Here is a 26057-nt window from a genome sequence, read left to right as displayed (position 1 = left end):
GAGCGTGGACCCGATGAGCGAGGTGCTCGTCCTCAACGGACCCAACCTCGGGCGGCTGGGCAGCCGCGAGCCCGACGTGTACGGCAGCACGACGTTCGAGGACGTGGCGGCGCTGTGCCGTGACGCGGCGCGCCGCCTCGGCCTGCACGCCGAGGTCCGCCAGACCGACGACGAGGCCGAGCTCGTCGGCTGGCTGCACGAGGCCGCGGACGGCCACATCCCCGTCGTGCTGAACCCGGCCGCGTTCACCCACTACTCCTACGCCCTGCGCGACGCCATCGCCCAGCGCACGGCACCCCTGATCGAGGTGCACATCTCCAACCCCGCCGCGCGGGAGGAGTTCCGCCACACGTCCGTCGTCGCGGCCGTGGCCTCCGGCACGATCGCGGGCTTCGGCACGTTCTCCTACGTCCTCGCACTCCAGGCCGTCGCGGAACTCCTCGCCGAGTCCTAACGCCTACGGCCTGTCGCGAAGCCTCCCCGGAGCCCCCGGAGTCCGCCCGGAGCCTGTTCGGGGTCCGTCCGCCCGGAGCCCCGGAGCCCCGGAGCCCCGGAGCCCCGGAGTCCCCGGGGTCCGTCCGCTCGGGGTCCCGGGAGGGTCCGTCCGCGTGGAGCTCATCCGCGTGGAGCTCATCCGCGTGGAGCTCATCCGCGTGGAGCCCACCCGCGTGGAGCCCACCCGCCTGGAGCCCACCCGCCTGGAGCCCACCCGCCCGGGGGTGCCATCCCACTTTCATTGTCCAGCGGGACCGGCGGCGCACGGAAGTAGAGCGGGGTTCTGTGGATAACACCGGCGGCGCCACGCCGGCGGCGCCACGCGGGCCGCGAGGCTCTGAGACGGGCCCCCGGCGGGCTTACCAGCGGTCGAGGTGGAGGACCTCCTCTAGCGGCTGGCGTGGGGCCGGGCGGAAGGTCTCTCCTGTGTAGTAGGCCGTGGGCACGAGCGCGCCCTGGCGTACGTCCTCCGGCAGGCCGAGGATCTCGGCGACCTCGCGTTCGTGCGGGAGATGCAGCGACGTCCAGGCGGTGCCGAGCCCGCGTGCGCGGGCGGCGAGCATGTAGTTCCACACGGCCGGATGCAGGCTGCCCCACAGGCCGGCCTGGTTGCCCTCGGGCAGCTTCGCGACCCGCAGGCACGGGATGACGAGCACGGGGACCTCCCCGATGTGCTCGGCCAGGTACGCCGCGCTGTCGCCGACACGGCGCTGGACCGCCGCACGCTCCGGGTCGTCGGCGAACAGCGTCCCCGCCGACACGCCCGACCCGTGGTACGCGTCCCAGCCGCGCCGGTACACCTCGGCGATGCTCGCGCGTGCGTCCGGGTCGGTGACGACGATCCAGTGCCAGCCCTGCCGGTTGCTGCCGCTCGGCGCCTGCAGGGCGATCTCCAGGCACTCGCGGATCAGCTCGATCGGGACCGGGCGGGTCAGGTCGAGGCGCTTGCGTACGGTCCGGGTCGTCGTGAGCAACTCATCGGGAGTCATACGCCACATCGTCCCAAATCCGTGATCAGCCCGTCCCGCAGGCGGCCTCGATCAGGTCCTCCAGCTCGGCGGTGACGTCGTCCAGCGGGTCCAGCGAGCGGTTCGCCCGGCACAGGAGGGTCGCGCCCTCGACGGCGCTGACGATGAGCGTCGCCAGCCGCCCGGCACGCGCCGGTGCCGCGCCGGCCGCGGTGAGCCCGGTGGCGAGGGCGTCACCCCAGCGTCCGAAGGCGTCCGCGGCGGCGCCGCTGAGCTGGGACTCGACGGTCACCGCGACGACCGGGCAGCCCGCCTTGAAGTCGCTGTCGACCAGCACGCGACGCCACCATCCCAGGAACGCGCGCACCGCGGCCACCGGGTCGTCGTCGCGGGTCGCCGCGCGTACGCCCGCGCTGAGGAACTCACCGGCGTACCGCACCGCCTCCTCGGCGAGCTGTGCCTTTCCGCCCGGGAAGTGGTGGTAGATCGAGCCGCGCGGCGCCCCGCTGTGCGCGATCACGTCGCTGAACGCCGTGCCGCTGAAGCCTCGCTCGCGGAACAGGTAGGCCGCGCTGCGCACCATCCGCTCACGGGCGTCGGAGGTCATATGAGATTCACCACCTTGACTATGACGCCCATCATAGAAGATTCTCATTATGCCAAGCGTCATAGAGGAGGCCCCATGACCGCCGGATCGGATCAGCTGAGGGTGCTGCTGGAGCAGCGCACGACGGGCATCGCGAGTCTGATCGACATGGCGCTGGAGACCTTCGAGCCCGGACGGGTGGTGTTCACGCTCGAGACCCGTCCCGACTTCGGCAATCCGCTCGGCACGCTGCACGGCGGCATCTGCAGCACCCTGCTCGACTCGGCGATGGGCTGCGCCGTGCACACCGCGCTGCCCGAGGGGGCGAGCTACACCACTCTCGAGCTCAAGGTGAACTTCGTGCGCCCGGTGCGGCTCGACGGAGTCAAGCTCCGCTGCGAGGGCACCACGATCCACCTGGGCGGCCGGGTCGCCACCACTGAGGGCCGCGTCACCGACGACCAGGGACGCCTCGTCGCACACGGCACGAGCACGTGCATGGTGTTCAGCCCGGCCTGACTACGCTATTACTGAACCTGATTCGGGTTTCTGCCGGAAAGCAAGGAGTGCCACGGCATGCGCATCGGAATGTCCCTCAGCTACGCCGGGGGCTTCAAGGAGACCGTCGACGAGCTCGCCGACTACGAGAAGGCCGGGCTCGACATCGTGTTCGTGCCGGAGGCCTACAGCTTCGACGCCGTGAGCCAGCTCGGCTTCATCGCCGCGCGTACGGAGCGCCTGCAGATCGCCTCGGGCATCCTCCAGATCTTCTCGCGGACACCGACGCTGACCGCGATGACCGCCGCCGGCCTGGACTACGTCTCCGAGGGCCGGTTCGTACTCGGCATCGGTGCGTCCGGGCCGCAGGTCATCGAGGGCTGGCACGGCGTGCCGTACCACGCGCCCATCGGCCGCACCCGCGAGATCATCGAGATCTGCCGCATGGTCTGGCGCCGCGAGCGGCTCTCCTACGAGGGCAAGTACTACAAGCTCCCGCTCCCCGCCGACGCGGGCACGGGCCTCGGCAAGCCGCTCAAGCTGATCAACCACCCCGTACGCGAGCGCATCCCGATCATCATCGCCTCGCTCGGCCCCAAGAACGTCGAGATGACCGCCGAGCTGGCCGAGGGCTGGGAGCCGATCTTCTACATCCCGGAGAAGGCGGGAGACGTCTGGGGCGATGCGCTGGCCAGGGGCAAGGCCAAGCGCGACCCCTCGCTCGGCGAGCTGGACGTCGTCGCGCAGGCGAACCTGGCGATCGGCGACGACGTCGAGGGCTTCCTGGAGTTCGGCCGCCCCATGGCCGCGCTGTACGTCGGCGGCATGGGCGCCAAGGGCAAGAACTTCTACAACGACCTCGCCCGGCGCTACGGCTTCGAGAAGGAGGCCGAGGAGATCCAGGACCTCTACCTGGCCGGCAAGAAGCAGGAGGCCGCCGAGAAGGTCCCGTACGAGCTCCTCCAGAAGACCTCCCTCATCGGCACAGAGGGATTCGTCCGCGACCGGCTCGCGGCGCTGAAGGAGTCGGGTGTCACCACGCTGAACATCACGCCGATCGCGGCCGACCACGAAGCACGCGTCAAGCTGATCGAGAAGGTACGGGACCTGGCCGCCTCCGTCTGAGCCCACCGTCGTGCCCGCCGCCGCTCCGCGGCGGGCCGGCGGCGTACAGTCGGGCCATGCCCGGGATCCACGAAACGCGCCGTGCGCGCCTGGCCGAAGCCGTGGCCGGCCAGGGCGCCGACGCCGCGCTCATCACCCGTCTGGTCAACGTCCGCTACCTGTCCGGGCTGGCCAGCTCCAACGCCGCGCTCCTCGTCCGCGCCGACGGCACCGCCGTACTCGGCACCGACGGGCGCTACGCCGGCACCGCCGCGCGCGTCTGCCCCGAGCTCGAATGCGTGATCGACCGCGACACGGCCGGCGCGCTGGGCGGCCGTGCGACCGGGCGGCTCGCGTTCGAGGCGCACGACCTGACCGTGGAGGGACACCGCTCGCTCGCGAGCGAGCTGGAGAACGTCGAACTGGTCCCGCTGGGGCGCGCCGTCGAGGAGCTGCGCATGGTCAAGGATGAGGAGGAGATCGCCCTGCTCAGGGAGGCGTGCGCGATCACCGACCGGGCCTTCGACACGGTGCTGCCCTTCATCCGGCCCGGGCGCACCGAGCGGGAGATCGCCATCGCGCTGGAGCGGTCGATGGTCGACCTCGGCGCGGAGCGGCCCGCGTTCTCCTCGATCGTGGCCAGCGGCCCGAACGGCGCGATCCCGCACCACGTTCCCGGCACCCGCGCCGTCGAGTCCGGCGACTTCGTGACCATGGACTTCGGGGCCCTGTACGGCGGTTACCACGCCGACATGACCCGTACGGTCGCGGTGGGGCCCGCCTCGGACGCGCTGCGGGAGATCTATGACCTGGTCGCGGCCGCGCAGCGCGCGGGCGTCGAGGCGGCATGCCCGGAGGCCGCCACGAAGGACGTCGACGCCGCGGCCCGCGACGTCATCGACGCCGCGGGGCACGCCGATGAGTTCCCCCACGGGCTCGGGCACGGCGTCGGCCTCGAGATCCACGAGGCACCGCTCCTGGGGTACGACAAGACCGGTAAACTGACGGATCGAGTTCCGATCACCGTCGAGCCCGGCGTCTACATCGCGGGCCGCGGCGGGGTCCGCATCGAGGACACTCTGGTCGTCCGTACGGACGGCGTGGAGCTGCTCACCAAGACGACCAAGGAACTGCTCGTCATCTAGACGGGGCAGGCCGCCTACGCAGGAGAACAGACGCAGTGGCGACGACGAACGACCTCAAGAACGGCATGACGCTGAACATCGACGGCCAGCTCTGGACCGTCCAGGAGTTCCAGCACGTCAAGCCTGGCAAGGGCGGCGCGTTCGTCCGCACCAAGCTCAAGAACATCCTGTCCGGCAAGGTGGTCGACAAGACCTTCAACGCCGGCACCAAGGTCGAGGTGGCGAGCGTCGACAAGCGGGAGATGCAGTATCTCTACCGCGAGGGCGAGGACTTCGTCTTCATGGACACCGAGACCTACGACCAGCCGCACATCCCCGGCGGCACCGTCGGCGACGCGGCCAACTTCCTGCTGCCCGAGCAGAACGCGGTGATCGCGTTCAACAACGACGTCCCGCTCTACATCGAGCTGCCGGCCGCCGTCGTGCTCGCGGTGACCGAGACCGAGCCGGGCCTGCAGGGCGACCGCTCGACCGGCGGCACCAAGCCGGCCACGGTCGAGACCGGAGCCGTGATCAACGTCCCGCTGTTCATCACCCCCGGTGAGAAGATCAAGGTCGACACTCGCTCGGGCGACTATCTCGGCCGCGGCTGACCGTGTCGGCACGCAGCAAGGCGCGAAAACGGGCCCTCGAGGTCCTGTACGAAGCGGAGATCCGGCGCGAACCACCGGCCGACGTGCTGGTACGGCGCGCCTCGGACGCCGGCCAGCCACTCGCCGAGCAGGCGTTCGTGGACCGGCTCGTCACGGGCGTGGCAGAACACCGCGACCGCATCGACGAGCTGATCGCGACCTACTCGGTCGGCTGGACCCTCGACCGCATGCCCATCGTCGACCGCAACGTCCTGCGGCTCGGCTCCTACGAGCTCCTGTGGGAGGACGAGGTACCCGACGGCGTCGCGATCAGCGAGGCGGTGGCCCTCGCCACCGAGCTGTCCACCGACGAGTCGCCCCGGTTCGTCAACGGTCTGCTGTCCCGCCTCCTCGAGCTGAAGCCCTCGCTGTCGCTCTGAGGTCTGTCCCAAGGTCGTGCGGGTGCCGTGTGGCGCCGCTTCGGTGGCGCCGCACGGGGTTATCCACAGAACCCCGTTCTCCTTCCCCGCGCTGCCGATCCGGCTGGACAATGAGAGTGGGATGGCCCCCCGGGCGGGCGGGTTCCGAGACGGGCCGGTTCCGAGACGGGCCGGTTCCGAGACGGGCCGGTTCCGAGACGGGCCGGTTCCGAGACGGGCCGGTTCCGAGACGGGCCGGTTCCGAGACGGGCCGGTTCCGAGACGGGCCGGTTCCGAGACGGGCCGGTTCCGAGACAGGCCGGTTCCGAGACAGGCCGGTTCCGAGACAGGCCGGTTCCGAGACAGGCCGGTTCCGAGACAGGCCGGTTCCGAGACAGGCCGGTTCCGAGACGGGCCGGTTCCGAGACGGGCCGGTTCCGAGACGGGCCGGTTCCGAGACGGGCCGGTTCCGAGACAGGCCGGTTCCGAGACAGGCCGGTTCCGAGACAGGCCGTAGGCGTTCAAGAGCCCCGGCGGACAGGACTGCGCTCCGCTCGCGGCGCGCGCCCTGTCGGTGCGGGCTCTAAGCTGGGAGCTGTGAGGCGAAAGAGGCAGGAGTCCCGGCGGACGGCCGTGCCGACGTGGCGGCTCGCGGTCGCGCGCCGTCCGGTACGGCGGGAGGCACCGTGACCGAGCGTCCCCGGCCCCGGCCGTCCCGAGGCCTCGTCGTGTGGGAGATCCTGCGCGAGGTTCTCGACGAGAGCGCCAAGGCGTCCGGCCGTGCCGTGCTCGACGTCCTGGACGCCGGCGGTGGCACCGGCGGGCTGGCCGTGCCGCTCGCCGAGCTCGGGCACAACGTGACGGTCGTCGACTCCAGCCCGGACGCCCTGGCGGGGCTCGAACGCCGGGCCGCCGAGGCCGGCGTGCGAGTCCGTGCGCTGCAGGGCGACGCCGACGGCCTGCCCGGAGTGGTCGGCCCGGACAGCGCGGACCTGGTGCTGTGCCACAGCGTGCTCGAATACGTCGACGACCCGGTCGCCGCGATGTCCTCGGTGGCCCGCACCGTACGCCAGGGCGGCGCCGTCAGCGTCCTGGCGGCCAACCAGGTCGCGGCCGTGCTGCACCGTGCGCTCGCCGGCCACTTCGACGACGCCCGGCGGCTGCTGTCCAGCGCCCAGGGCCGCTGGGGCGAGCACGACCCGATGCCCCGGCGGTTCACCTCCGGCATGCTCGCCGAGCTGATCGAGAACTCCGGCCTCCGCGTCGGCGAGCTGCACGGGGTGCGGGTCTTCGCCGACCTGGTCCCGAGCGGCCTCATCGACGGCGACCGCGGCACCGCGGACGAGCTCCTCGCGCTGGAGCGGGCGGCCGCCATGCACCCCGTACTCAAGGACGTCGCCACCCAGCTCCACGCCCTGGCGCGGCGGCGATAGCGATCCGCCCCATGAAAGAACGGCCGACGACGCGAGCACGCGGGTGGTCGGCATGAGCAGAAAACAGCAGCTGCACCGGCCGGGGCCGCAGCCGGGGCCGCCCGCCGACGACACCGGCTGTGGCGTGCTGCACGTCGACATGGACGCCTTCTTCGTGAGCGTGGAGCTGCTCGAACGCCCCGAGCTGCGCGGCCGGCCGGTGGTGGTCGGCGGCGCCGGTGGGCGCGGTGTCGTGGCGGCGGCCTCCTACGAGGTGCGCAAGTACGGCGTGCACTCGGCGATGCCCATGTCGCGGGCCCGCCGCCTGTGCCCGCAGGCCGTAGTCCTGCCGCCCCGGCACGACAAGTACGCCGCGGTCTCCGCCGGGGTGATGGAGATCTTCGCTTCGATCACGCCGCTCGTCGAGCCGCTCGCCCTCGACGAGGCGTTCCTGGACGTCTCGGGCGCGCTACGGCGGCTCGGCCGGCCCGCCGAGATCGGGGCGATGATCCGCCGCCAGGTCGCCGAACAGCTGGGCATCACGTGCTCGGTCGGCGTGGCGAGCACCAAGTTCGTCGCCAAGCTGGCCTCCACCCGGTGCAAGCCCGACGGCCTGCTCGTCGTGCCGGCCGACGGCGTCGTCGCCTTCCTGCACCCGCTGCCGGTCGCGGCGCTGTGGGGCGTGGGGGAGCGCACCGAGCAGGTCCTGGGCCGGCTGGGCCTCCACACGGTCGGTGACCTCGCCGTCACCCCGCTGGACACGCTCAGGCGCGAGGTCGGCGACGCGGTCGGCGAGCACCTGCACAACCTCGCCTGGGGGCGCGACGAACGCTCGGTCGTGGCCTCGGTCAAGGACAAGAGCATCGGGGCCGAGGAGACCTTCGACGTCGACATCGCCGACGCGCAGAGCATCCGGCGCGAGCTGCTGCGGCTCTCCGACCGGGTCGGCTCGCGGCTGCGGGGGAGCGGCCACGTCGGGCGTACGATCGCGATCAAACTCCGCCGGGACGACTTCACCACGATCACCCGGTCGCGCACCCTGCGGGAGCCGACCGACCTCGCCCGTGAGATCTACGCCACGGCCTGCGCGCTGTACGAGGCCTCCGGGCTGGCCTACACCCCGCTGCGGCTCGTCGGCGTACGTGTCGAAAATCTCGTTTCCGCCGAGACGGCGACGCAACAGCTGTCCCTGGGGGACCCCGAGACGGGCTGGCGCGAGGCCGAACAGGCCATGGACCTGGCGGCACGGCGGTTCGGCGCCGGCGCCGTACGCCCCGCGGCACTGGTGCGACCGGACGCCGAGCGCAATGCGTACTACGGTAAGGAGCGGCCTCATGACGACTGAGGGCGATGTGACTCATGTGACCACGGACGGTGAATATGTCGATTGACTTGGCAATCCACGCGTCCACGGCCGAACGTTTTCTTTCGTACGGTCGTCGCGGCTCGTATTCTGGGCATATCACCGATAGCCATGTCCCCGTCCGGCGTGGGATTCCCCTTCGTGGGGCTGTCTTTGGGAGGCGCCGTGCCGCTCTCTGACCACGAGCAGCGCCTGCTCGACCAGATCGAGCGCGCGTTGTATGCCGAGGATCCGAAGTTCGCTTCCGCGGTTCGCTCGACCGATCCGAAGGTCCACTACAAGCGCAGGATCTGGAAGGCCGGGATCGGCTTCGTCCTCGGCCTGTTCGTGGTGATGGCCGGCCCGATCCTGAACACCATGCCGATCAGCATCGTGATCAGCGTCGCGGGCTTCCTCCTCATGGTGGGCTGCTGCGCCTGGGGCCTGACGAGCTGGAAGCGCATGACCGGTGTCGGCACGGAGCCCGAGCCGAAGAAGAGCAAGCCGGCTCGCGAGTCCAAGTCGGGTTTCATGGAGCGGTTCGAGGAGCGCTGGCGCCGCCGCCACGAGGGCCCCTGAGCGACCCCCACCCGGGCGAGCGCCCCGTGCCGTGACGGCCGGGACTCCTCGCCGGGGCCGGCCCGCGCACCGGCACCGCCTCGCCCGCCAGTGCGCCGGGCCGCAGGACGAGCCCTCGGCCGCCGCGCCTCCTCCGCGGCACCACCGTCGCCGGCCCACGGCCACAGCCGGGCCTGGCACGCGGCCGGGCGACCAGCCGGATCCTTCCGTCCTCGTCTCCTGTCACCGGAGTGACGGCGGCGGCGAGCAGCCGCACCGTCCGTGAGACGGACACCAGCGCATCAGGGTGTCCCCGAGCGTTCGCAAGGCGGACTTACGAACCCCGTTCCGAAGTCCGTCACCGTCGGTGTCCCCTCAGGTGTGGCGCCGGCGGCGCAGAGTGGCCACATCCAGCCACTCGAAGACGTCCAGAGCCCGTCCGCCCCCACGCCGCAGTGTCGCCGTCGCGGACGGCGGGAACAGCCGGGCGCGCCACCGTACCCATCGCCCGGCACGTGCGCCGAACGCCGAGCGCAGGATCCGGGCGTCGTTCCGCAGCGTCGTCATGGCCTCGGCCGACGGCGCGTACCTCGCGCGCTCCTCCGCCCGCGACAGCCTCGTCAGCGCCGCGGTGGCCGTCTCGTCCAGCGCGAGCTCCTCGGTGAGCCGCCGTGCCGTCGACCGCGGCGTCTCACTCGCCGGCCACTCGAGCCGATGGTCGATCGCGTCCGCGCGCAGATCGTCCCATGCCGCGTGCGCGACCGCCGCGTCCGACTTCGCCCGCGACCAGCGGCGCGCCCACGCCAGTCGTCGTACGGAGACCGGCGTCACCAGCAGCAGGATCGCGACCAGCCCGGCCAGCAGCCAGGTGATCGGCAGACGCGACCCGTGCCGGTCGCTCACCAGGCCCGGTGCCTCGCGCTGGTCGGTCAGCGGGTCGGTGCGGTGCCGCGGCGCCGCGCTGGCAGCGGCGGTGGGGTTCCCGCCCGGCAGCGTGGTGCCCGAGGGCAGCTGGTCGTCCGTGTTGCTGCCCAGCGCTCCGGGCAGCGACAGGGGGTCGGTGTAGGACGGTACGCTCGCGCTGCCCTGACCGCCGTCGCCGCCCGGCGTCGGCTCGAAACGCAGCCAGCCGACGCCGGCGAAGTACAGCTCCGGCCACGCGTGCGCGTCCTTGGTCCGTACCACCCATGATCCGTCCGGCGCCTGGGTGCCCGCCGTGTAGCCCATGCCGACGCGGGCCGGGATACCGAGGATCCGGGCGAGCAGCGCCATCGACGCCGCGAACTGCTCGCAGTACCCGGTATGGCTGGTGAACAGGAAGTTGCGCAGTGCCCCGCCCCGGCGGGACAGCGGCGGTGCGTCCAGGCTGTAGGTGAACCTCCCCTGCTCGGTGAAATAATCTTGCAGTTTGACGGCCTTCTCGTACGGCGTCGCCGCGCCCTCGGCCGCCTCGTTCGCCAGGTCGGTGATGTCCTCGCCGACGGAGTCGGGGACCCCGAGGTAGCGCGCGGCGATCTGCTCCGGGGGGAGAGCGTTCGTCACGAGCTCCTGGTAGGTCGGCTCCGGCCGGAGGCTCGTGACGGTATAGGACCGCCCGCCCGCCGAGTCGCGGGAGGAGAACACCGTCAGCGACCGCGGGTCGACCCGCCAGTCGCCCTTGATGTCCAGCTTCGTGGGCGGGTACGGCATGGGCAGCACGTCCAGGCCGTGCACCTGGGAGTTGATGCTGATGTTCGTGGTCACCGCGCGGGACGGGATCGCGCCCATGGCGGGATCCACGGGCAGCGCCTTGTCCACGATCCGCGAGGAGTCCTTGTCGCCGTGCAGCGGCGCGGTCGTCCACGTCTCGCCGTCGAACCGGTCGAGGGAGTACATCCGCAGGTACTCCGGCGCGGTGCCGTCCGTCGTGTGGTACCTGAGTACCTCGGCGTCCCCACCGCGTACGAGCTGGCGCCGCAGGCTGACCAGGGGGTTCAGGGCGTAGATGCCCGCGATCGAACCCGACCCGCCGGTGGTGTCGCCCTCGGCGCTCCCGCCGAAGCCGAGGAGCCCGCGCGGCTCGATGCCGGGCACCGCGAACGGCAGGACGATCGCGACGGCCACGGCGGTCAGCCCGATACGCCGCCCGGCCGCCGCGAGCGGGCTGGAGTCGGGCCGCTCGTCGTACCGGGCCGGTGACCAGTGCCGCGTGAACACCGCGCGCCCCCAGCCGGCCAGCTGCTCGCGCGCGTCCACGACGAGGAGCCCCAGGTAGCCGGCAGCGCCCAGCAGGAAGGCCAGCCAGCTCACCGTCTCCTGGCGCACCGCCGCCGGCACGCTGTACACCGCCAGCAGCGGCAGCCCGGCCAGCGCCGCGCGCCGCATGCGGACCGCCAGGAAGTCGACGAGGACCGCGACCAGCCCGATACCGATGCCGGTGAGCAGGTCGATGGCGGGCAGCATCGGGACCGGAGCCGCGTAGGCGTTGGCGTCATGCCAGCCCTCGCCGACGAGCCGGCCCAGCCGGGCGGCCGAGGAAGGCGTGGGGATCACGCCGACCAGCGCGTGCCCGGAGGCGAACAACACCGTCAGGTAGAGGAACAGCGCGGCCAGCCCGACCGGCACGCACAGCCACGCCGTGACGCGGATCCGCCGGGTGAGCACGCCGGCCCCGCCGGCGACCCCGATCGCGCCCACGCCGGTGAAGAACCATCCGCCGCTCTCGAACAGCGGGTAGAGACCGATCGAGGCCAGCAGCGTGGCCAGCCCCGCCATGATCGTCAGCCGCAGTCTCATGGCCGTCCTCCTCGGCTCTCCCCGTTCGTACCGCCGGACGGCGGTGCCGTGCCGTTCCCCGCAGGACGCCCGTCGGGTGCCTCGGAGGAGGCGGGCCTGGCGGCCGTCCGGTCCCGCACGGCCCGCAGCTCGGAGTTCTCCGTGGCCTGGTCGGCGCCGGCCCACGCGCCGGCGAGCGCGGCCGCCGACTCGATGATCAGGACCCGCCAGCCCGCCGCGCGCAGCGTCGCCGCGGCCCTGGCCGCCGCGTGTTCCTCGTCGCCGACGAGCACCGCGACACAGGTGGCGGTGCCCCGGCGTGACCGGGCCACGTCCCGGGCGTCCTCGGCGGTGAGCCGCCCGAACACGCCGACGACCAGGCCGTCGCCGCTGGTCGCCGCGGTGCGGAGCGCGGACAGACCGGGCCGCAGCGACCGGTTGACCGAGGTACGCGCGACGGCCAGCGAGTCGAGCAGCGCCCCCTCGAAGGCCACGGACGGGGCGAGCACCTCGCCCTCATCGGTGACATAGCGCAGGCCCATGCCCTCACGGCCGAGCTGGACCCCGATCGAGGCGGCGGCCGAGACGGACTGCTCGAACGACCCGGCCGGCCCGTCACCCCAGTGCGCGTACCGCCGGGTGTCCAGGAAGAGCGTGCCGCGGCTCTGCCACTGCTGCTCCTCACGGCGGACCATCAGCTCGCCGCGGCGGGCGGTGGAGCGCCAGTGCACCCGCCGCAGGTCGTCGCCGTGGCGGTACTCCCGCGGCGCGACGTCGTCCTCACCGGCCGTGGCGACGGTACGCGCCCGGCTCTCGCCGCCGCCCGCCCACGAACCGGTCAGCCGGCCGTGCGGAAGCGGCACGATCGGCGGGGTGACCGTGATCCGGTTGGCGGTCGTGAACGACCGGGCCAGCTCGACCAGGCCGAACGGGTCGGCGAGACGCACCGTCAGCGGCCCGACCTGGTAGCGCCCCCGTACGCCCGCGCGGATCCGGTAGACCATCTCCCGTCCGCCGCCCGGCTCGATCCGGTCGACCACGAACCTCGCCCGGTCGCCGAGCGTGTAGGGCACCTGGTCCTCGACGAGCAGGATGCCGGTGGGCATCCGCGAGATGTTCTGCAGCACGACGCTCACCTGCGCCTCGTGCCCGACCGGGAGGCGTGAGGGGTCGGCGCGGCGGGTGCACGAGAGCCGGTAGCGCGTGCGGGACACCACGAGCGCCGAGGTCAGCGGCAGCGCGACGATGAGCACGCCGGCGCGCAGCAGGTCGCGCTCGCCGAGGATGAAGGCGCACACGATCGCGGTGATCCCCGCCGCCATGAAGGAACGGCCACGCGTCGTCAGCGCGCCGAGGGTCCTGCGGACCGCGTGGGCCTCTCGTGCCGGCGGGTCGCTCGTCACCCGCCGATCGGCCCTGCTGCGGTTCACCACCCCGGATGCCCGCTCTAGCGCCGCGGGTCGGGCACCGGCACGCGGGCGACCAGCTCGGCGACCACGTGCTCGGGCAGCCGCCGCTCGACCTGGGCCTCGGCGGTCGGAAGCAGCCGGTGCGCGAGCACCGGCACGGCGAGGTACTGCAGGTCATCGGGCAGGACGTACTCCCGGTCCTCGAGGGCGGCGTACGCGCGGGAGGCGCGTACGAGCTGCAGGGTCGCCCGCGGGGAGGCGCCCAGCCGCAGCTCGGGATGCTCGCGGGTCGCGGTGACCAGGGCGATGGCGTAGTTGCGCACGGCGGTCGAGACGTGCACCTTGCGCACGGTCTCGATCAGCCCGCGCACGTCTCCGGCGTGCGCCACCGGGGACAGCGCCTCCAGCGGCGATTCCTGACCGTGCACGTCGAGCATCTCCAGCTCCGCGCTCGGCTCGGGATAGCCCATCGAGATCCTCGCGGTGAAGCGGTCGCGCTGTGCCTCGGGCAGCGGGTAGGTGCCCTCCATCTCCACCGGGTTCTGCGTCGCGATGACCATGAACGGCCCGTCCAGGGCGTACGTGTGGCCGTCGACGGTGACCTGGCGTTCTTCCATGCACTCCAGCAGCGCGGACTGCGTCTTCGGTGAGGCGCGGTTGATCTCGTCGCCCACGACGATGTTGGCGAAGATCGGGCCCGGCTTGAACTCGAACTCCCGCCGCTCCTGGTTGTAGGCGCTGACGCCGGTGATGTCGCTGGGCAGCAGGTCGGGAGTGAACTGGATCCGCCGCACCGAACAGTCGATCGAACGGGCGAGTGCCTTGGCGAGCATCGTCTTACCGACTCCGGGAACGTCCTCGATCAGGAGGTGGCCCTCGGCGAGAAGTACCGTGAGTGCGAGGCGCACCACATCCGGCTTGCCCTCGATGACGGACTCGATGGCTCCGGAGATTCTCCCCGAGACCTTCGCGAGGCCCTCCAGCCCCCGTCCGACGTCACCGTGTGTGCTGACTGCCACTAACCCCTCCTCGGGCCATCCGTGCGGCTGCGGCCCCGACGCCGACCTGACCGGCCCGATCCCTCGCACACGGATGCGGATGGGGAGCTCCATCCGGTTTGTTCGTCATGTTGTCTGTTGGACCGACAGTACGTCTTTTGGCCTGGTTGGTGCGATGGCCTCGTGGCAGGAGCGTAAACCCATTCGCCTTTCCCCACTTCGCCCCATCGTTCGTCCCGAGGCTGGACGTTTTCTGACTTCTGGGGGCCATTCGGTGCGCCGTCGGATGTCGGCGCGGCGTGGCGGTCGTGGCCCGGCTTCTGGCCCCCCACTTCACCCCACCTCTCTGACCTGCGGCTTTGTCCGGGGAAATGCCGTGGGGCAGGCGTTTTGGTCGTTGACCGTGGGGAAGAGTGGAGTAGAGTGGGGCGCCGTGGGGCAGGGTGCATCGCCTCACGGGGGGCGGGGAGGTGAGGCCGATGTTCCTCGGTACTCATTCACCGCGCCTAGACGACAAGGGACGACTGTTCCTACCGGCGAAGTACCGCGAGGAGCTCTCGGGGGGATTGGTGATCACGAAGGGTCAGGAACGCTGTCTCTACGTTTTCCCTGAGACCGAGTTCCAGCGCATCACCGAGGCGCTCCGTACCGCACCGGTCACCGCCAAGGCGGTGCGCGACTACAGCCGGGTCTTCTTCGCCAGCGCTTCGGACGAGGTTCCCGACAAGCAGGGGCGGATCACGATTCCGCCGGCGTTGCGCAACTACGCCGGGCTGAGCCGCGACTGTGCCGTCATCGGAGCCAACACACGCCTGGAGATATGGGACGCGACCGCCTGGGAGACCTACCTGGCCGACCAGGAGCCGCAGTTCTCCGATCTGTCCGAGGAGGTGCTGCCCGGGGTTCTTTGACCGCAGTGTCGTTGGCCTGAGGATCCGTTCGGCGAGGTCTCCACCCGCTCCCAGCTGGCGCACCTTCCCCGGTGCCAGATGGCCGTTGCATCTTCCTCCACGGAGCAGCGGATGGGGACCTGGCCGGACGAAATCCTCATACGGGGGCCGACGAAAGCCATTGAGCGGTGGGCCGCGAAGCGCACCGGTGCGGGTGACCGCGACCGGTGCAGGGGCATCGGCCGTCCGCGGGGTGTCCTTACGCGCATCCCGCCACGGTGGGTGACACGTCGGCGCGGCATCAGCGCAGTCCGCGAGCAGTGGCGTCACGTGAGAGGTTTCGATGCGAGGCGACGAAGGGCGCGAGGGGGGACCACGCGCGCAGGGGGCACTGGGCCACGTGCCGGTGATGCTGAGCCGCATCCTGGCACTGCTGGGCCCGGCCTTGGCGACGCCCTCCGATGAGGACGTGTTCTTCGTCGACGCGACCCTCGGACTGGGCGGCCATGCCGCCGCCGTGCTCGCGGCACATCCACGCGTGACGCTCATCGGGCTCGACCGCGACACCACCGCGATCGAGCGCTCAGGACGCCGGTTGGAGGCGTACTCCGACCGGATCCATCTCGTGCACGCCGTCTACGACGAGATCCCGCGGGTCCTGGACGACCTCGGCATCCCCGGTGTGCACGCGGTGCTCTTCGACCTCGGCGTGTCCTCCCCGCAGCTCGACGAGTCCGAGCGCGGCTTCGCGTACTCCTATGACGCACCGCTGGACATGCGGATGGACCGCACACAGGAGCTCACCGCCGAACAGGTGGTCAACACATACTCCGCTTCGGACCTCGCACGCGTTCTGCGTGACTACGGCGAGGAGCGGTTCGCGCGGCGCGTGGCGGAGGCGATCGTACGGGAGCGGGGGCGCGCCCCGCTGACCTCGACGAGCAGGCTCGTCGAGGTCGTCCGTGACGCGATCCCTGCCGCCTCGCGCCGCACGGGGGGCCATCCCGGCAAGCGCACCTTCCAGGCGCTCCGCATGGAGGTCAACGGCGAGCTGCCCGCGCTGCGGGACGCCGTGCCCGCCGCACTCGACGCCCTCGTGGTGGGCGGCCGCGTGGCCGTCCTCTCCTACCACTCGCTCGAGGACCGCATCGTCAAGCGTGCCATCACCGAGCGCACCATCGACACCACTCCGCCGGGCCTGCCGGTTCCCCTGCCGGAACATCAGCCGCGGTTCCGCCTGCTCACACGCGGAGCGGAACAGCCGTCCGACGAGGAGACCACGACCAACCCACGAGCCGCCTCGGCACGCCTTCGCGCGGCCGAGCGGATCCGTGGGCGTGAGGGACGTCCGCGAGGCGGCGCGAGGCCGCTCGACGAAGACCCGCCGAGCGGGCGGAGCCATGCAGGAGGCACCACATGACCATCACGACTCCGCCGGAGGAGACCCGCACCCGACGCACGCGGCGCGGGGACGACGCCGCCGCGCCGCCGCGCCGCCGCACGCCTCCGCCGAAGGCGCGTGAGGACGATGCGGACACCGTCGCGGACGGGACGGTCAAGACCCGTCCCGCCAAGAAGGGCGCTCCCAGGACCGGTGCCGCCAAGCGGGCGACCGCGGCCGGGACCCGGGCCGCGCCGACCACGAAGCCACGCGTACGCAGGCCCGCGGCGCCGCGGAAGCCGCCGCCCAAGGCCGCGCCCTCGCGCCGGTCCGCCACGTCGCCGCGCGCGCCCTTCGTCCTGCTCGTCGTCGGCCTGCTGGGCGGAGCTCTGGTCAGCCTCCTGCTGCTCAACACTGTGCTGGCCCAGGACGCCTTCACCCTGAGCGAGCTGCAGCGCGGCAACCAGCAGCTCAGCGAGCGCAAGCAGGCGCTCCAGGAGGACATCAACCGCGAGAACAGCCCGTCGGTCCTGCACTCCAAGGCGCGCAGCCTCGGCATGGTCGACGGGCAGCGTCCCGCGTTCATCGATCCGCGTACCGGGCGGGTCACCCAGAGCGGTACCCGGCCACCGGGCGTCTCCGACGAGGCGATGGCGGCGGCGGCCGGAGCCGGCGTGACCGGGGCGCCCGGCGCGATCATGCCGCCCGCGGGTGGCGATACTCCGCGCGGGCGGACGGGAGGCGGCACGCGGTGACGGGACGCCGCGGCCGCGGCCCGGCCACACCACCCCCCGGCGGGCCGCGCGGCACCGGCCGAAGTCAGAGCGCACGCCCGGCGGGGACACGCACACCAACGGCCCGGCAGGGCGGCCGCGGGGCCGCGACCAAGCCACCGCCGCCCCGGCGCAAGCCGCCGCGTGCGGCCGCCGCGCCGCCGCGGCGTCCCCCGCAGCGGCCACGGGTCATGATGAGCCGCCGTGACCCGGTCAAGCGGCTCAACGTCGCGCTGCTGCTGGTGGCCTTCGTGCTGTCGCTGTTCGCGGGCCGTCTCGTCCAGCTCCAGGGCATCGAGTCGAAGGGGTACGCCCAGGCCGCCGTGGCCCAGCGGCTGAACCAGGGCCCCGTGCCCGCCATCCGCGGTCCGATCACCTTCGCGCAGGGCCAGCCGCTGGCGATGACGGTCGACGCGAAGCTGATCTTCGCGGACCCGGTGATGGTCCCGGCGGACCAGCGGACCCGGATCGCCGCCGCGCTGGGGCCGATGTTCCACCTCGACCAGTCCTCGATCGTCAACAAGCTGAAGCCACGGTCGGCCAACGACCAGTACGTCGAGCTGGCGCACAACGTCGAGCCCGACCGGGCGCGGATGATCACCGCGATGGACTTCAAGGGCATCGGCACCAAGCCGGAGTACCACCGTGTCTATCCGGGCGGCGATCTGGCGTCCAACGTCGCCGGGTTCGTGAGGGACGACGGCGACGGCGGCGCGGGCCTGGAGTCGAGCATGAACACCATGCTCAAGGGCAAGAGCGGCTACCAGAAGGTCGAGCTCAGCGAGACCGGCCAGCGCATCCCGATGGGTGAGGACGAGCAGAACAAGCCCACACCGGGCAAGGGGATCCGGCTGACCCTCGACCGCGACATCCAGTGGAAGGCCCAGGACGCCATCGCCAAGCAGGTGAAGGCGACCGGGGCACAGAGCGGCAGCGTCATCGTCATGGACCCGCGCAACGGGCAGGTCGTCGCCATGGCCACCGCGCCCGGCTTCGACCCGTCGACGTACTACAAGGCCAAGCCGGCCGACCTGGGAGACCGGGTCGTGCAGGACACCTTCGAGCCGGGGAGCACCAGCAAGGTCGTCACGGCCGCGGCGGCGATGGAGGCCGGCGGCGTCACGCCGAGCACGCCGTTCACCGTGCCCGACCAGCTCAAGCGCTACGACCGGACCTTCCACGACTCCGAGACGCACCCGCCGGAGCGCCTCACCTTCGGCGGGGTCCTCGCCAAGTCGAGCAACATCGGGACGATCAAGGCCAGCGAGACGGTCACGCCCGCGCAGCTCTACCAGTACATGCGGGCCTTCGGCTACGGCGAGAAGACCGGCATCAGCCTGCCCGGCGAGTCGGCCGGTCTCCTCAAGCCGGTCAGCCAGTGGTGGGGCACCGACCGCTACTCCATCGCGTTCGGCCAGTCGGTCTCGGTGACCGCCCTGCAGACCGCCAGCGTGTACGCGACGATCGCGAACGGCGGCGTGCGCGTGGCCCCGAACGTCATCGCCGGCACCACCGACGACAAGGGCACCCTGACGCCCGCGGCCAAGCCGGCCACACGCCGGGTGATCAAGCAGTCCACGGCGAGTGAGCTGACGAGGATGCTCGAAGGCGTCACCACCAAAGACGGCACGGCGCCCAACGCGCAGATCAGCGGCTACCGGGTGGCGGGCAAGACCGGCACCGCGCAGAAGGTCAACCCCAAGACCGGCCTCTACACCGGCGGCGGCTACACCTCGACGTTCGTGGGCTTCGCGCCGGCCGACAGGCCGCAGCTCGTCGTCGAGGTCGTGCTGCAGAAACCCCAGAAGGGCTACTACGGAGGAGAGGTCTCCGCGCCGGTCTTCAAGGACGTCATGAGCTTCGCGCTGCAGAGCCGCCGGATCCCGCCGACCGGCAGCAAGTCCCCGAAGATCCGAATCTACGCAGACCACCGGTGACCGGCGGTACTCTCTCCGCCGTGTCCAACAGACCCGACCCCATGCGTCCCCGCTCCGTGCCCGCCCGTTCGTTGTCCGGGCTCGTGTCCCTGCTCGGCCTCAGCGAGCAGGGACAGCCGATACGCGGAATGGTGACCGGAGTGACGCATGACTCCCGGAGAGTAGCTCCGGGAGATCTGTACGCCGCGCTGCCCGGCAGCCGCTTCCACGGGGCCGCCTTCGCCGAGCAGGCCGCCGCCGCGGGGGCCGCCGGGATCCTGACCGACCACGATGGCCGGGACCGTGCCGAGCAAGCCGGCCTGCCGGTGCTCGTCGTCGACGACCCGCGCGCGGTGCTCGGGGAGGTCTCCTCCTGGGTGTACGGGCGGCCCGTACGCGACCTGGCCCTGCTGGGCGTCACCGGCACGAGCGGCAAGTCGACGACGACGTTCCTGCTGGAGGCCGGGCTGCGGGCGGCCGGGCACGAGACGGGTCTCATCGGCGGGATCGAGATCAGGGTGGCCGGTGAGACCCTGCCGAGCGCGCTGACCACGCCGGAGGCCACCGACGTGCACGCGCTGTTCGCGCTGATGCGCGAGCGGGGAGTGACCGCGGCGGCCATGGAGGTCTCGAGCCACGCGCTCGACCTCGGCCGGGTCGGCGGCGCCTTCTTCGAGGTCGCCCTGTTCACCAACCTCTCCCAGGAACACCTGGACTACCACGGCACCATGGAGGACTACTTCGCCGTCAAGGCGACGCTGTTCACCCCCGAGCTCAGCCGGCTCGGCGTGGTCAACGTGGACGACTCCTGGGGCCGCCGGCTCACCCACATCGCCAAGGTCCCGGTGACCACCTTCTCCGCCGACGGCGACCCCGGTGCCGACTGGCGGGCCGCCGACGTGCGTCTCGAGCCGTACGGCAGCACGTTCCGCGTCATCGGGCCGGGCGGCGTCGAGGCCGAGGCGAAGGTGCCGCTGCCCGGCCCCTTCAACGTCGCGAACGCCCTGGGCGCGATCGTGGCGCTCGTCGAGGCGGGCATCTCGCTGCCGGTGGCGGTGCGGGGGATCGCGAGCCTTCCCGGCGTGCCGGGCCGCCTCGAGCCCGTCGACGAGGGCCAGGACTTCACCGTGCTCGTCGACTACGCGCACAAGCCCGGTGCCGTGGAGGCCGTCCTCGGGACGCTACGGCCGCTGACCACGGGCCGGCTCACCATCGTGCTGGGCTGTGGCGGCGACCGTGACCGGACCAAACGCCCGATCATGGGGGAGATCGCGGCGCGGCGCTCCGACGTGGCGGTGTTCACCAACGACAACCCCCGCTCCGAGGACCCGTGGGCCGTTCTCAACGCTATGGTCGGGGGAGTACTCACCGTGCCGGAGGACGAACGGGCTCACGTCATCATCGAGCCCGACCGGGCGGCGGCGATCGCGCTGGTGGTCGGCCGTGCCCGGCGGGGCGATGTCGTGCTCGTCGCCGGCAAGGGACACGAACAGGGGCAGTACATCGCCGGTGAGGTCCTTCCGTTCGACGACCGCGAGGTCGTACGGCGCGCGCTGCGCGAACGCCGGTCGGGGACCCGCGGCGAGGCAACAGGAACAGCGGCCGTAGCGGCCGACGACGAGGAGCAGCCTTGATCCCACTAAGCCTCGCGCGGATCGCCGAGATCACCCGCGGCAGGCTGGACCTGGCATCTCCCGAGACCGTCGTCAGCGGTCCGGTCGTCATTCACTCGGGGCAGGCCGAGACCGGAGCGCTGTTCGCCGCCCTGCGGGGCGAACGCTCCGACGGTCACGAGTTCGCGGCCGAGGCGATCGCGGCCGGCGCGGTGGCCGTGCTGTCCGAGCGCGAGGTCGGCGAGCCCGCCGTCATCGTGGACGACGTCATGGTGGCGATGGGCCGGCTGGCGCGCGCGGTCGTGGACCGGCTCCCCGACGTCACCGTGGTCGGTCTCACCGGGTCGGCGGGCAAGACCTCGACCAAGGACCTGCTCGCCCACCTCACCTCGCGGCTGGGCCCGACGATCGCGCCGCCCGGGTCGTACAACAACGAGATCGGCCACCCGCTCACCGTGCTGCGGGCCAGTGAGGACACGCGCTACCTCGTCCTGGAGATGGGCGCACGTGGCCTCGGTCACATCGCGCGGCTCAGCCGGATCGCGCCGCCCGACATCGGCATCGTGCTCAACGTCGGCAGCGCCCACATCGGCGAGTTCGGCAGCCGTGACGTCGTCGCGAAGGCCAAGGGCGAGCTGGTCGAGGCGCTCTCGCCGAAGGGCACCGCGGTCCTCAACGCCGATGACCCCCTCGTCCACGCGATGGCCGCCCGCACACCGGCGGAGATCGTGATGTTCGGCCGGACGCCGGAGGCGACCGTGCGCGCCGCGGACGAGTCGCTCGACGACGCGGGACGCGCCCGGTTCACCCTCGTCACGCCCGAGGGGTCGGCCAAGGTGTGCCTGCGGCTGCACGGCGCGCACGCGGTGGCCAACGCGCTGGCCGCCGCGGCGACGGCGCGGCGGCTGGGCATGCCGGCCACGGACATCGCGGAGGGGCTGTCCGAGGCGGGTCCGGTCAGCCGCTGGCGGATGGAGGTCACCGAACGCCCCGACGGGGTCACGGTGGTCAACGACGCGTACAACGCCAACCCGGAGTCGGTACGCGCCGCTCTCGACACCGTCATCCACATGGCGGGCGAGGGGCGGATTTTCGCCGTTCTGGGCGCAATGGCGGAGTTGGGCGCATCGACGGTCAGCGAGCACGAGAAGATCGGTGCGTACGCCGCGCGCGGCGGCGTGGCCGGTCTCATCGCCGTGGGCGAAACCGCCGCGGCCGTGCTGAAGGGGACCGAGCAGGTGGGGACATGGACAGGAGAATGCGTGCAGGTCGAGGATGTCGGCGCGGCAGTGGCCGCGCTGACCGAGCGGTTGCGGCCGGGTGACGTCGTGCTGATCAAGGGATCGCGGGTCGCCGGGCTGGAAAGGGTCGCCGAGGCCGTCGTCTCGGCCGTACCCCCCGAGGGGGGCGACGACGCGTGAGGACCATCCTGGTCGCCTCGGCGCTCTCACTGATCATCGCGCTGCTGGGCACGCCGCTCTGGATCCGTCTCGTCCGGCGCCTCGGGTACGGGCAGATGATCCGCGAGGAGGGGCCGCAGGCCCACCTCGGCAAGCGCGGCACGCCCACGATGGGCGGCACCGTGTTCATCGTGGCCGCGCTCGTCGGGTACGCCATCGCGCACCTGGCCACCACGACGCGCCCGACGGTCTCCGGCGTGCTGGTGCTGCTCCTCATGACGGGCCTGGGCGTCGTCGGATTCGTCGACGACTACATCAAGGTCTTCAAGCAGCGCAGCCTGGGCCTTCGCAGCGGCGCGAAGATGATCGGCATCATCATCATCGGCGTGGTCTTCGCGCTGATGTCGCTGCGGTTCCCCAACGGCTACGACATCACGCCGGCCACCACCCACCTGTCCTTCCTGCGCGACTTCGGGCCCTCGATCGGCCCGTACCTGTTCGTGCTCTGGGCGCTGGTCATGATCGCCGGAACGTCCAACGCGGTGAACCTCACCGACGGTCTGGACGGCCTGGCCGCCGGAGCGGTCGGCACGGTCCTGGGCGCGTACGTGCTGATCGGTAACTGGCAGCTCCGCAACAGCTGCACCGAGGTCGCGCTCGCCCCCAACTGCTACACCGTCCGTGACCCGCTCGACCTCGCGGTCGTCGCCTCCGCCGTACTCGGCGCCCTGGTCGGCTTCCTGTGGTGGAACGCCCCGCCGGCCAAGATCTTCATGGGCGACACCGGATCGCTCGGCCTCGGCGGCGTGATCGTCGGCCTGGCCGTGATGACGCGCACCCAGATGCTGTTCGTCGTGCTGGGCGGGCTGCCCGTGATCATCACGCTGTCGGTGATCATCCAGGTCGGCTTCTTCAAGATGACCCGAAGACGGGTCTTCAAGATGGCGCCACTCCAGCACCACTTCGAGCTCTCCGGCTGGGCGGAGACCACGATCGTGGTGCGGTTCTGGCTGATCTCGGCGCTCTGCGTGGCGACAGGGCTCGCGCTCTTCTACATCGAATGGATGCCCAACCATTGACGGGCCCGCATCCACTCGAGACAGAAGCGCTCTGGGCCGGTCGCGCCGTCTGCGTCGCGGGGGCGGGCATCTCGGGGCAGGCGGCCGCGAGGGTGCTCGCCGCACGCGGAGCCCGCGTCACGCTCGTCGACGCGCGTGACGACGAGGCGCTGCGCGCCAAGATCGCCCTGCCCGGGGTCACCGTGCGTCTTGGTGACGGCGACACGCTGCCGGACGGCACCGAGCTCGTCGTCACCTCGCCGGGCTGGCGGCCGGACGCCCCGCTTCTCGCCGCCGCGGCCTCGGCCGGCATAGAGATCATCGGGGAGGTCGAGCTCGCGTGGCGCCTGCGCGGGCCCGACGCCGCCCCCTGGCTGGCGATCACCGGCACCGACGGCAAGACCACCGTCGTGCGCATGCTGGCCTGCATGCTCGCCGCGGCCGGGCACCGTACGATCGCCGTCGGTAACGTCGGCACGCCGATCGTCGAGGCCGTGGCGGGCGACGGCACCGGGCCCGCCGAGCCGTACGACGTGCTGGCGGTGGAGCTGTCCAGCTTCCAGCTCCACTGGTCCGCCTCCGTACGGCCCTTCGCGGCGACCGTTCTCAACGTCGCGCCCGACCACATCGACTGGCACGGCTCGCTGGAGGCGTACGCCGCCGACAAGGCCAAGATCTTCGCGCCGGGCACCCTCGCCGTCGTCAACGTGGACGACGAGTGGTCCAGGCGGCTGGGCGAACGCGCTGAGCTCTCTGTGGGGTTCACGCTCGGCTCGCCCCGCGCCGGGCAGCTGGGACTCGTGGAGGACCTGCTGGTCGACCGGGCCTTCACCGCCGACCCGGTGCGTGAGGCGGCCGAGCTGGCCGAGCTGACCGACGTCCGGCCGTACGCGCCGCACAACGTGGCCAACGCCCTCGCCGCGGCGGCGCTGGCCCGCGCGTTCGGCGTGCCGGCCGAGGCCGTACGCGACGGGTTGCACGCGTTCACGCCCGACCCGCACCGCATCGAGCTGATCGCGACCTCGCGCGACATCGCCTACGTCAACGACTCCAAGGCGACCAACCCGCACGCCGCCGCCGCGTCACTCGCCGCCTACCGCTCGATCGTGTGGATCGCGGGCGGCCTGCTGAAGGGCGCCGACGTCGACGACCTCGTGCGGTCCTGTGCCGATCGGCTGCGCGGAGTGGTCCTCATGGGCCGCGATCGGGCACAGATCGCCACGGCACTTGCGCGACACGCGCCGAATGTCCCGGTGGTCGATGTCGCCGACACCGACACTGGGGCGATGGATCGCGTCGTGGCCGCGGCGACCGCCCTGGCGCGGCCGGGCGACACGGTCCTGCTCGCGCCGGTGGGGGCCTCGTTCGACATGTTCGCCGGGTACCCGGCGCGCGGTGAAGCCTTCGCCGCCGCGGTGAGACGCCTCACCGGGCCTCGCTAGACCGGTGGGCGTGACGCAGGCGAGCTGGCAGGTGAGCTGATGGGTGCGCGGGTGAGTGAGCGGGTCACGAGCGGAGGACATGATGACGACGAGGAGCGGTCCGGGCCACGCGCGTGGTTCTCGGGACCCGGGGGGCTGCTCGACCGGCCCCTGACCTCCTACTACCTGGTCCTCGGGTGTTCGATGCTGCTGCTGGCGCTCGGCATGGTGATGGTCCTGTCGGCCTCCAGCATCCACCAGTACCAGTACACCGGGTCGGCGTTCACCCTGTTCGAGAAGCAGGCGCTGTGGGTGGCCATCGGCCTGCCGCTGATGTGGCTGGCGGCGCGGATGCCGCCCAGGGTCTTCCGCGTGCTGGCCTACCCGCTGATGCTGCTGTCGGCGCTGGCCCTGGCGGTGGCGCTGATCCCGGGCCTCGGACAGAGCGTGAACGGCGCACAGCGCTGGATCAGCTTCGGCGGGCCGTTCCAGCTGCAGCCCTCCGAGCCGGCCAAGCTCGCCCTGATCCTGTGGGGCGCCGACCTGCTGGCCCGCAAGGAGAAGCTCCGCCAGCTCACCGAGTGGCGCCAGCTCCTGATCCCGCTGCTGCCCGGCGCCGGCGTGCTCGTCCTGCTCGTCATGCTCGGCAGCGACCTCGGCACGACTCTCGTGCTCCTCACGATCTTCCTGGCCCTGCTGTGGGTGGTGGGGGCGCCGGGTCGCCTCTTCGTCGGCATGGCGGGCGTCACGGGCGTGCTCGTCTCGATCCTCATCGTCGTCGAGCCGTACCGGATGCAGCGTCTGACCGGCTTCCTCGACCAGTCGGGCAACCAGCTCGACATCAACTACCAGGGCATCCAGGGCCTGTACGCGATCGCCTCGGGCGGCTGGTTCGGCACCGGCCTGGGGGAGGGCCGCGCCAAGTGGAACTACCTGCCCCACCCCGAGACCGACTTCATCTTCGCCATCATCGGAGAGGAGCTCGGCCTGATCGGCACTCTTGTCGTGCTGGGTCTGTTCGGGCTGCTCGCCTATGCCGGGCTGCGGATCGCGCGGCGGGTCAAAGATCCGTTCATGCAGCTCGCGGCGGCAGGAGCGACCGCCTGGCTGGCCGTTCAGGCCATCGTCAACATCGGCGCGGTGATCGGCGTCCTGCCCATTACGGGTATCCCTCTGCCATTGGTGTCGTACGGTGGGTCAGCATTGATCCCTACGCTGATCGTTTTGGGCATGCTGTTGTCCTTCGCCAAACGTGAGCCCGGCGCCCGTCAGGCCCTGGCGGCGCGGGGACCCGGCCCGGCCGTGCTGGCCCTAAGCTGGCTGGGCCTGGCGAAGCGCTGAGGAC

Annotated in this window: 23 protein-coding genes; 18 read left to right on the top strand and 5 right to left on the bottom strand. The window is 71.7% G+C overall.

Annotated elements, in window-relative coordinates:
* Positions 1-13: 13 nt before the first annotated feature.
* Positions 14-454, top strand: coding sequence for a type II 3-dehydroquinate dehydratase (gene aroQ, locus FB559_RS00195; protein ID WP_141961406.1), 441 nt, complete (start codon positions 14-16; stop codon positions 452-454).
* 400 nt (positions 455-854) lie between these two features.
* On the opposite strand, the gene FB559_RS00185 is transcribed toward aroQ, so the two are convergent.
* Both FB559_RS00185 and FB559_RS00180 read right to left on the bottom strand, forming a co-directional pair.
* Positions 855-1484 (bottom strand): nitroreductase family protein, encoded by a 630-nt coding sequence (locus tag FB559_RS00185; RefSeq protein ID WP_141951977.1) that lies wholly within the window; start codon positions 1482-1484, stop codon positions 855-857.
* 25 nt (positions 1485-1509) lie between these two features.
* The gene (locus FB559_RS00180; protein ID WP_141951975.1) at positions 1510-2070 is read right to left on the bottom strand and encodes a TetR/AcrR family transcriptional regulator; all 561 of its coding nucleotides are present in this window, start codon (positions 2068-2070) and stop codon (positions 1510-1512) included.
* Between the two features lie 75 nt (positions 2071-2145).
* Between FB559_RS00180 and FB559_RS00175 the strand changes: the two genes are divergently transcribed.
* The 8 genes from FB559_RS00175 (at position 2146) to FB559_RS00140 (ending at position 9120) form a co-directional block, all read left to right on the top strand.
* Positions 2146-2568 carry a PaaI family thioesterase gene (locus FB559_RS00175; protein WP_141951973.1) on the top strand — a complete coding sequence of 141 codons (423 nt, stop codon included), beginning with the start codon at positions 2146-2148 and terminating at the stop codon, positions 2566-2568.
* A gap of 57 nt (positions 2569-2625) precedes the next feature.
* Entirely contained in the window at positions 2626-3672 is a 1047-nt protein-coding gene (locus FB559_RS00170) for an LLM class F420-dependent oxidoreductase (protein WP_141951970.1), read from the top strand.
* A 56-nt stretch (positions 3673-3728) separates the two neighbouring features.
* Positions 3729-4796 carry a M24 family metallopeptidase gene (locus FB559_RS00165; protein WP_141951968.1) on the top strand — a complete coding sequence of 356 codons (1068 nt, stop codon included), beginning with the start codon at positions 3729-3731 and terminating at the stop codon, positions 4794-4796.
* 35 nt (positions 4797-4831) lie between these two features.
* Positions 4832-5389 (top strand): elongation factor P, encoded by a 558-nt coding sequence (gene efp, locus FB559_RS00160; protein ID WP_141951966.1) that lies wholly within the window; start codon positions 4832-4834, stop codon positions 5387-5389.
* 2 nt (positions 5390-5391) lie between these two features.
* Positions 5392-5808, top strand: a complete 417-nt coding sequence (gene nusB / locus FB559_RS00155) for a transcription antitermination factor NusB (RefSeq protein WP_141951963.1) — start codon at positions 5392-5394, stop codon at positions 5806-5808.
* 665 nt (positions 5809-6473) lie between these two features.
* Entirely contained in the window at positions 6474-7220 is a 747-nt protein-coding gene (locus tag FB559_RS00150) for a methyltransferase domain-containing protein (RefSeq protein WP_141951961.1), read from the top strand.
* Between the two features lie 52 nt (positions 7221-7272).
* Entirely contained in the window at positions 7273-8544 is a 1272-nt protein-coding gene (locus tag FB559_RS00145; protein ID WP_141951958.1) for a DNA polymerase IV, read from the top strand.
* A 183-nt stretch (positions 8545-8727) separates the two neighbouring features.
* A complete protein-coding gene (locus FB559_RS00140; protein WP_141951956.1) occupies positions 8728-9120 on the top strand; it encodes a DUF3040 domain-containing protein in 393 nt (130 codons plus the stop codon).
* Between the two features lie 354 nt (positions 9121-9474).
* On the opposite strand, the gene FB559_RS00135 is transcribed toward FB559_RS00140, so the two are convergent.
* The 3 genes from FB559_RS00135 to FB559_RS00125 are packed head-to-tail and all read right to left on the bottom strand — an operon-like array spanning position 9475 to position 14281.
* Positions 9475-11874 carry a transglutaminase TgpA family protein gene (locus FB559_RS00135; protein WP_141951953.1) on the bottom strand — a complete coding sequence of 800 codons (2400 nt, stop codon included), beginning with the start codon at positions 11872-11874 and terminating at the stop codon, positions 9475-9477.
* On the bottom strand, positions 11871-13256 hold the full coding sequence (locus FB559_RS00130; RefSeq protein ID WP_246121268.1) for a DUF58 domain-containing protein: 1386 nt from the start codon (positions 13254-13256) through the stop codon (positions 11871-11873). The genes FB559_RS00135 and FB559_RS00130 overlap by 4 nt, the downstream gene beginning before the upstream one ends.
* 44 nt (positions 13257-13300) lie before the next feature.
* Positions 13301-14281, bottom strand: coding sequence for an AAA family ATPase (locus FB559_RS00125; RefSeq protein ID WP_246121267.1), 981 nt, complete (start codon positions 14279-14281; stop codon positions 13301-13303).
* A gap of 458 nt (positions 14282-14739) precedes the next feature.
* Between FB559_RS00125 and mraZ the strand changes: the two genes are divergently transcribed.
* From mraZ to ftsW, 9 genes are all read left to right on the top strand, one after another.
* Positions 14740-15171 carry a division/cell wall cluster transcriptional repressor MraZ gene (gene mraZ / locus FB559_RS00120; RefSeq protein WP_141951949.1) on the top strand — a complete coding sequence of 144 codons (432 nt, stop codon included), beginning with the start codon at positions 14740-14742 and terminating at the stop codon, positions 15169-15171.
* Positions 15172-15493: 322 nt separating this feature from the next.
* Positions 15494-16570, top strand: coding sequence for a 16S rRNA (cytosine(1402)-N(4))-methyltransferase RsmH (gene rsmH, locus FB559_RS00115; protein WP_141951947.1), 1077 nt, complete (start codon positions 15494-15496; stop codon positions 16568-16570).
* Positions 16567-17286, top strand: a complete 720-nt coding sequence (gene ftsL / locus FB559_RS00110; RefSeq protein WP_141951945.1) for a cell division protein FtsL — start codon at positions 16567-16569, stop codon at positions 17284-17286. Before rsmH ends, ftsL begins: the two co-directional genes overlap by 4 nt.
* A 209-nt stretch (positions 17287-17495) precedes the next feature.
* Positions 17496-19241, top strand: coding sequence for a peptidoglycan D,D-transpeptidase FtsI family protein (locus tag FB559_RS00105; RefSeq protein WP_141961404.1), 1746 nt, complete (start codon positions 17496-17498; stop codon positions 19239-19241).
* A gap of 41 nt (positions 19242-19282) precedes the next feature.
* On the top strand, positions 19283-20854 hold the full coding sequence (locus tag FB559_RS00100; protein WP_141961403.1) for a UDP-N-acetylmuramoyl-L-alanyl-D-glutamate--2,6-diaminopimelate ligase: 1572 nt from the start codon (positions 19283-19285) through the stop codon (positions 20852-20854).
* Positions 20851-22254, top strand: coding sequence for a UDP-N-acetylmuramoyl-tripeptide--D-alanyl-D-alanine ligase (locus FB559_RS00095; RefSeq protein ID WP_141951943.1), 1404 nt, complete (start codon positions 20851-20853; stop codon positions 22252-22254). Before FB559_RS00100 ends, FB559_RS00095 begins: the two co-directional genes overlap by 4 nt.
* Positions 22251-23312, top strand: coding sequence for a phospho-N-acetylmuramoyl-pentapeptide-transferase (gene mraY / locus FB559_RS00090; RefSeq protein WP_141951941.1), 1062 nt, complete (start codon positions 22251-22253; stop codon positions 23310-23312). Before FB559_RS00095 ends, mraY begins: the two co-directional genes overlap by 4 nt.
* Positions 23294-24733: a UDP-N-acetylmuramoyl-L-alanine--D-glutamate ligase gene (gene murD, locus FB559_RS00085; RefSeq protein ID WP_141951939.1), complete on the top strand. Its 1440-nt coding sequence runs from the start codon at positions 23294-23296 to the stop codon at positions 24731-24733. Before mraY ends, murD begins: the two co-directional genes overlap by 19 nt.
* 39 nt (positions 24734-24772) lie before the next feature.
* Positions 24773-26053: a putative lipid II flippase FtsW gene (gene ftsW, locus FB559_RS00080; protein WP_141951937.1), complete on the top strand. Its 1281-nt coding sequence runs from the start codon at positions 24773-24775 to the stop codon at positions 26051-26053.
* Positions 26054-26057 lie beyond the last annotated feature (4 nt).

The organism is Actinoallomurus bryophytorum (assembly GCF_006716425.1).
Classification (GTDB): Bacteria; Actinomycetota; Actinomycetes; order Streptosporangiales; family Streptosporangiaceae; genus Actinoallomurus; species Actinoallomurus bryophytorum.
This window is presented reverse-complemented; position numbering and strand designations above follow the sequence as displayed.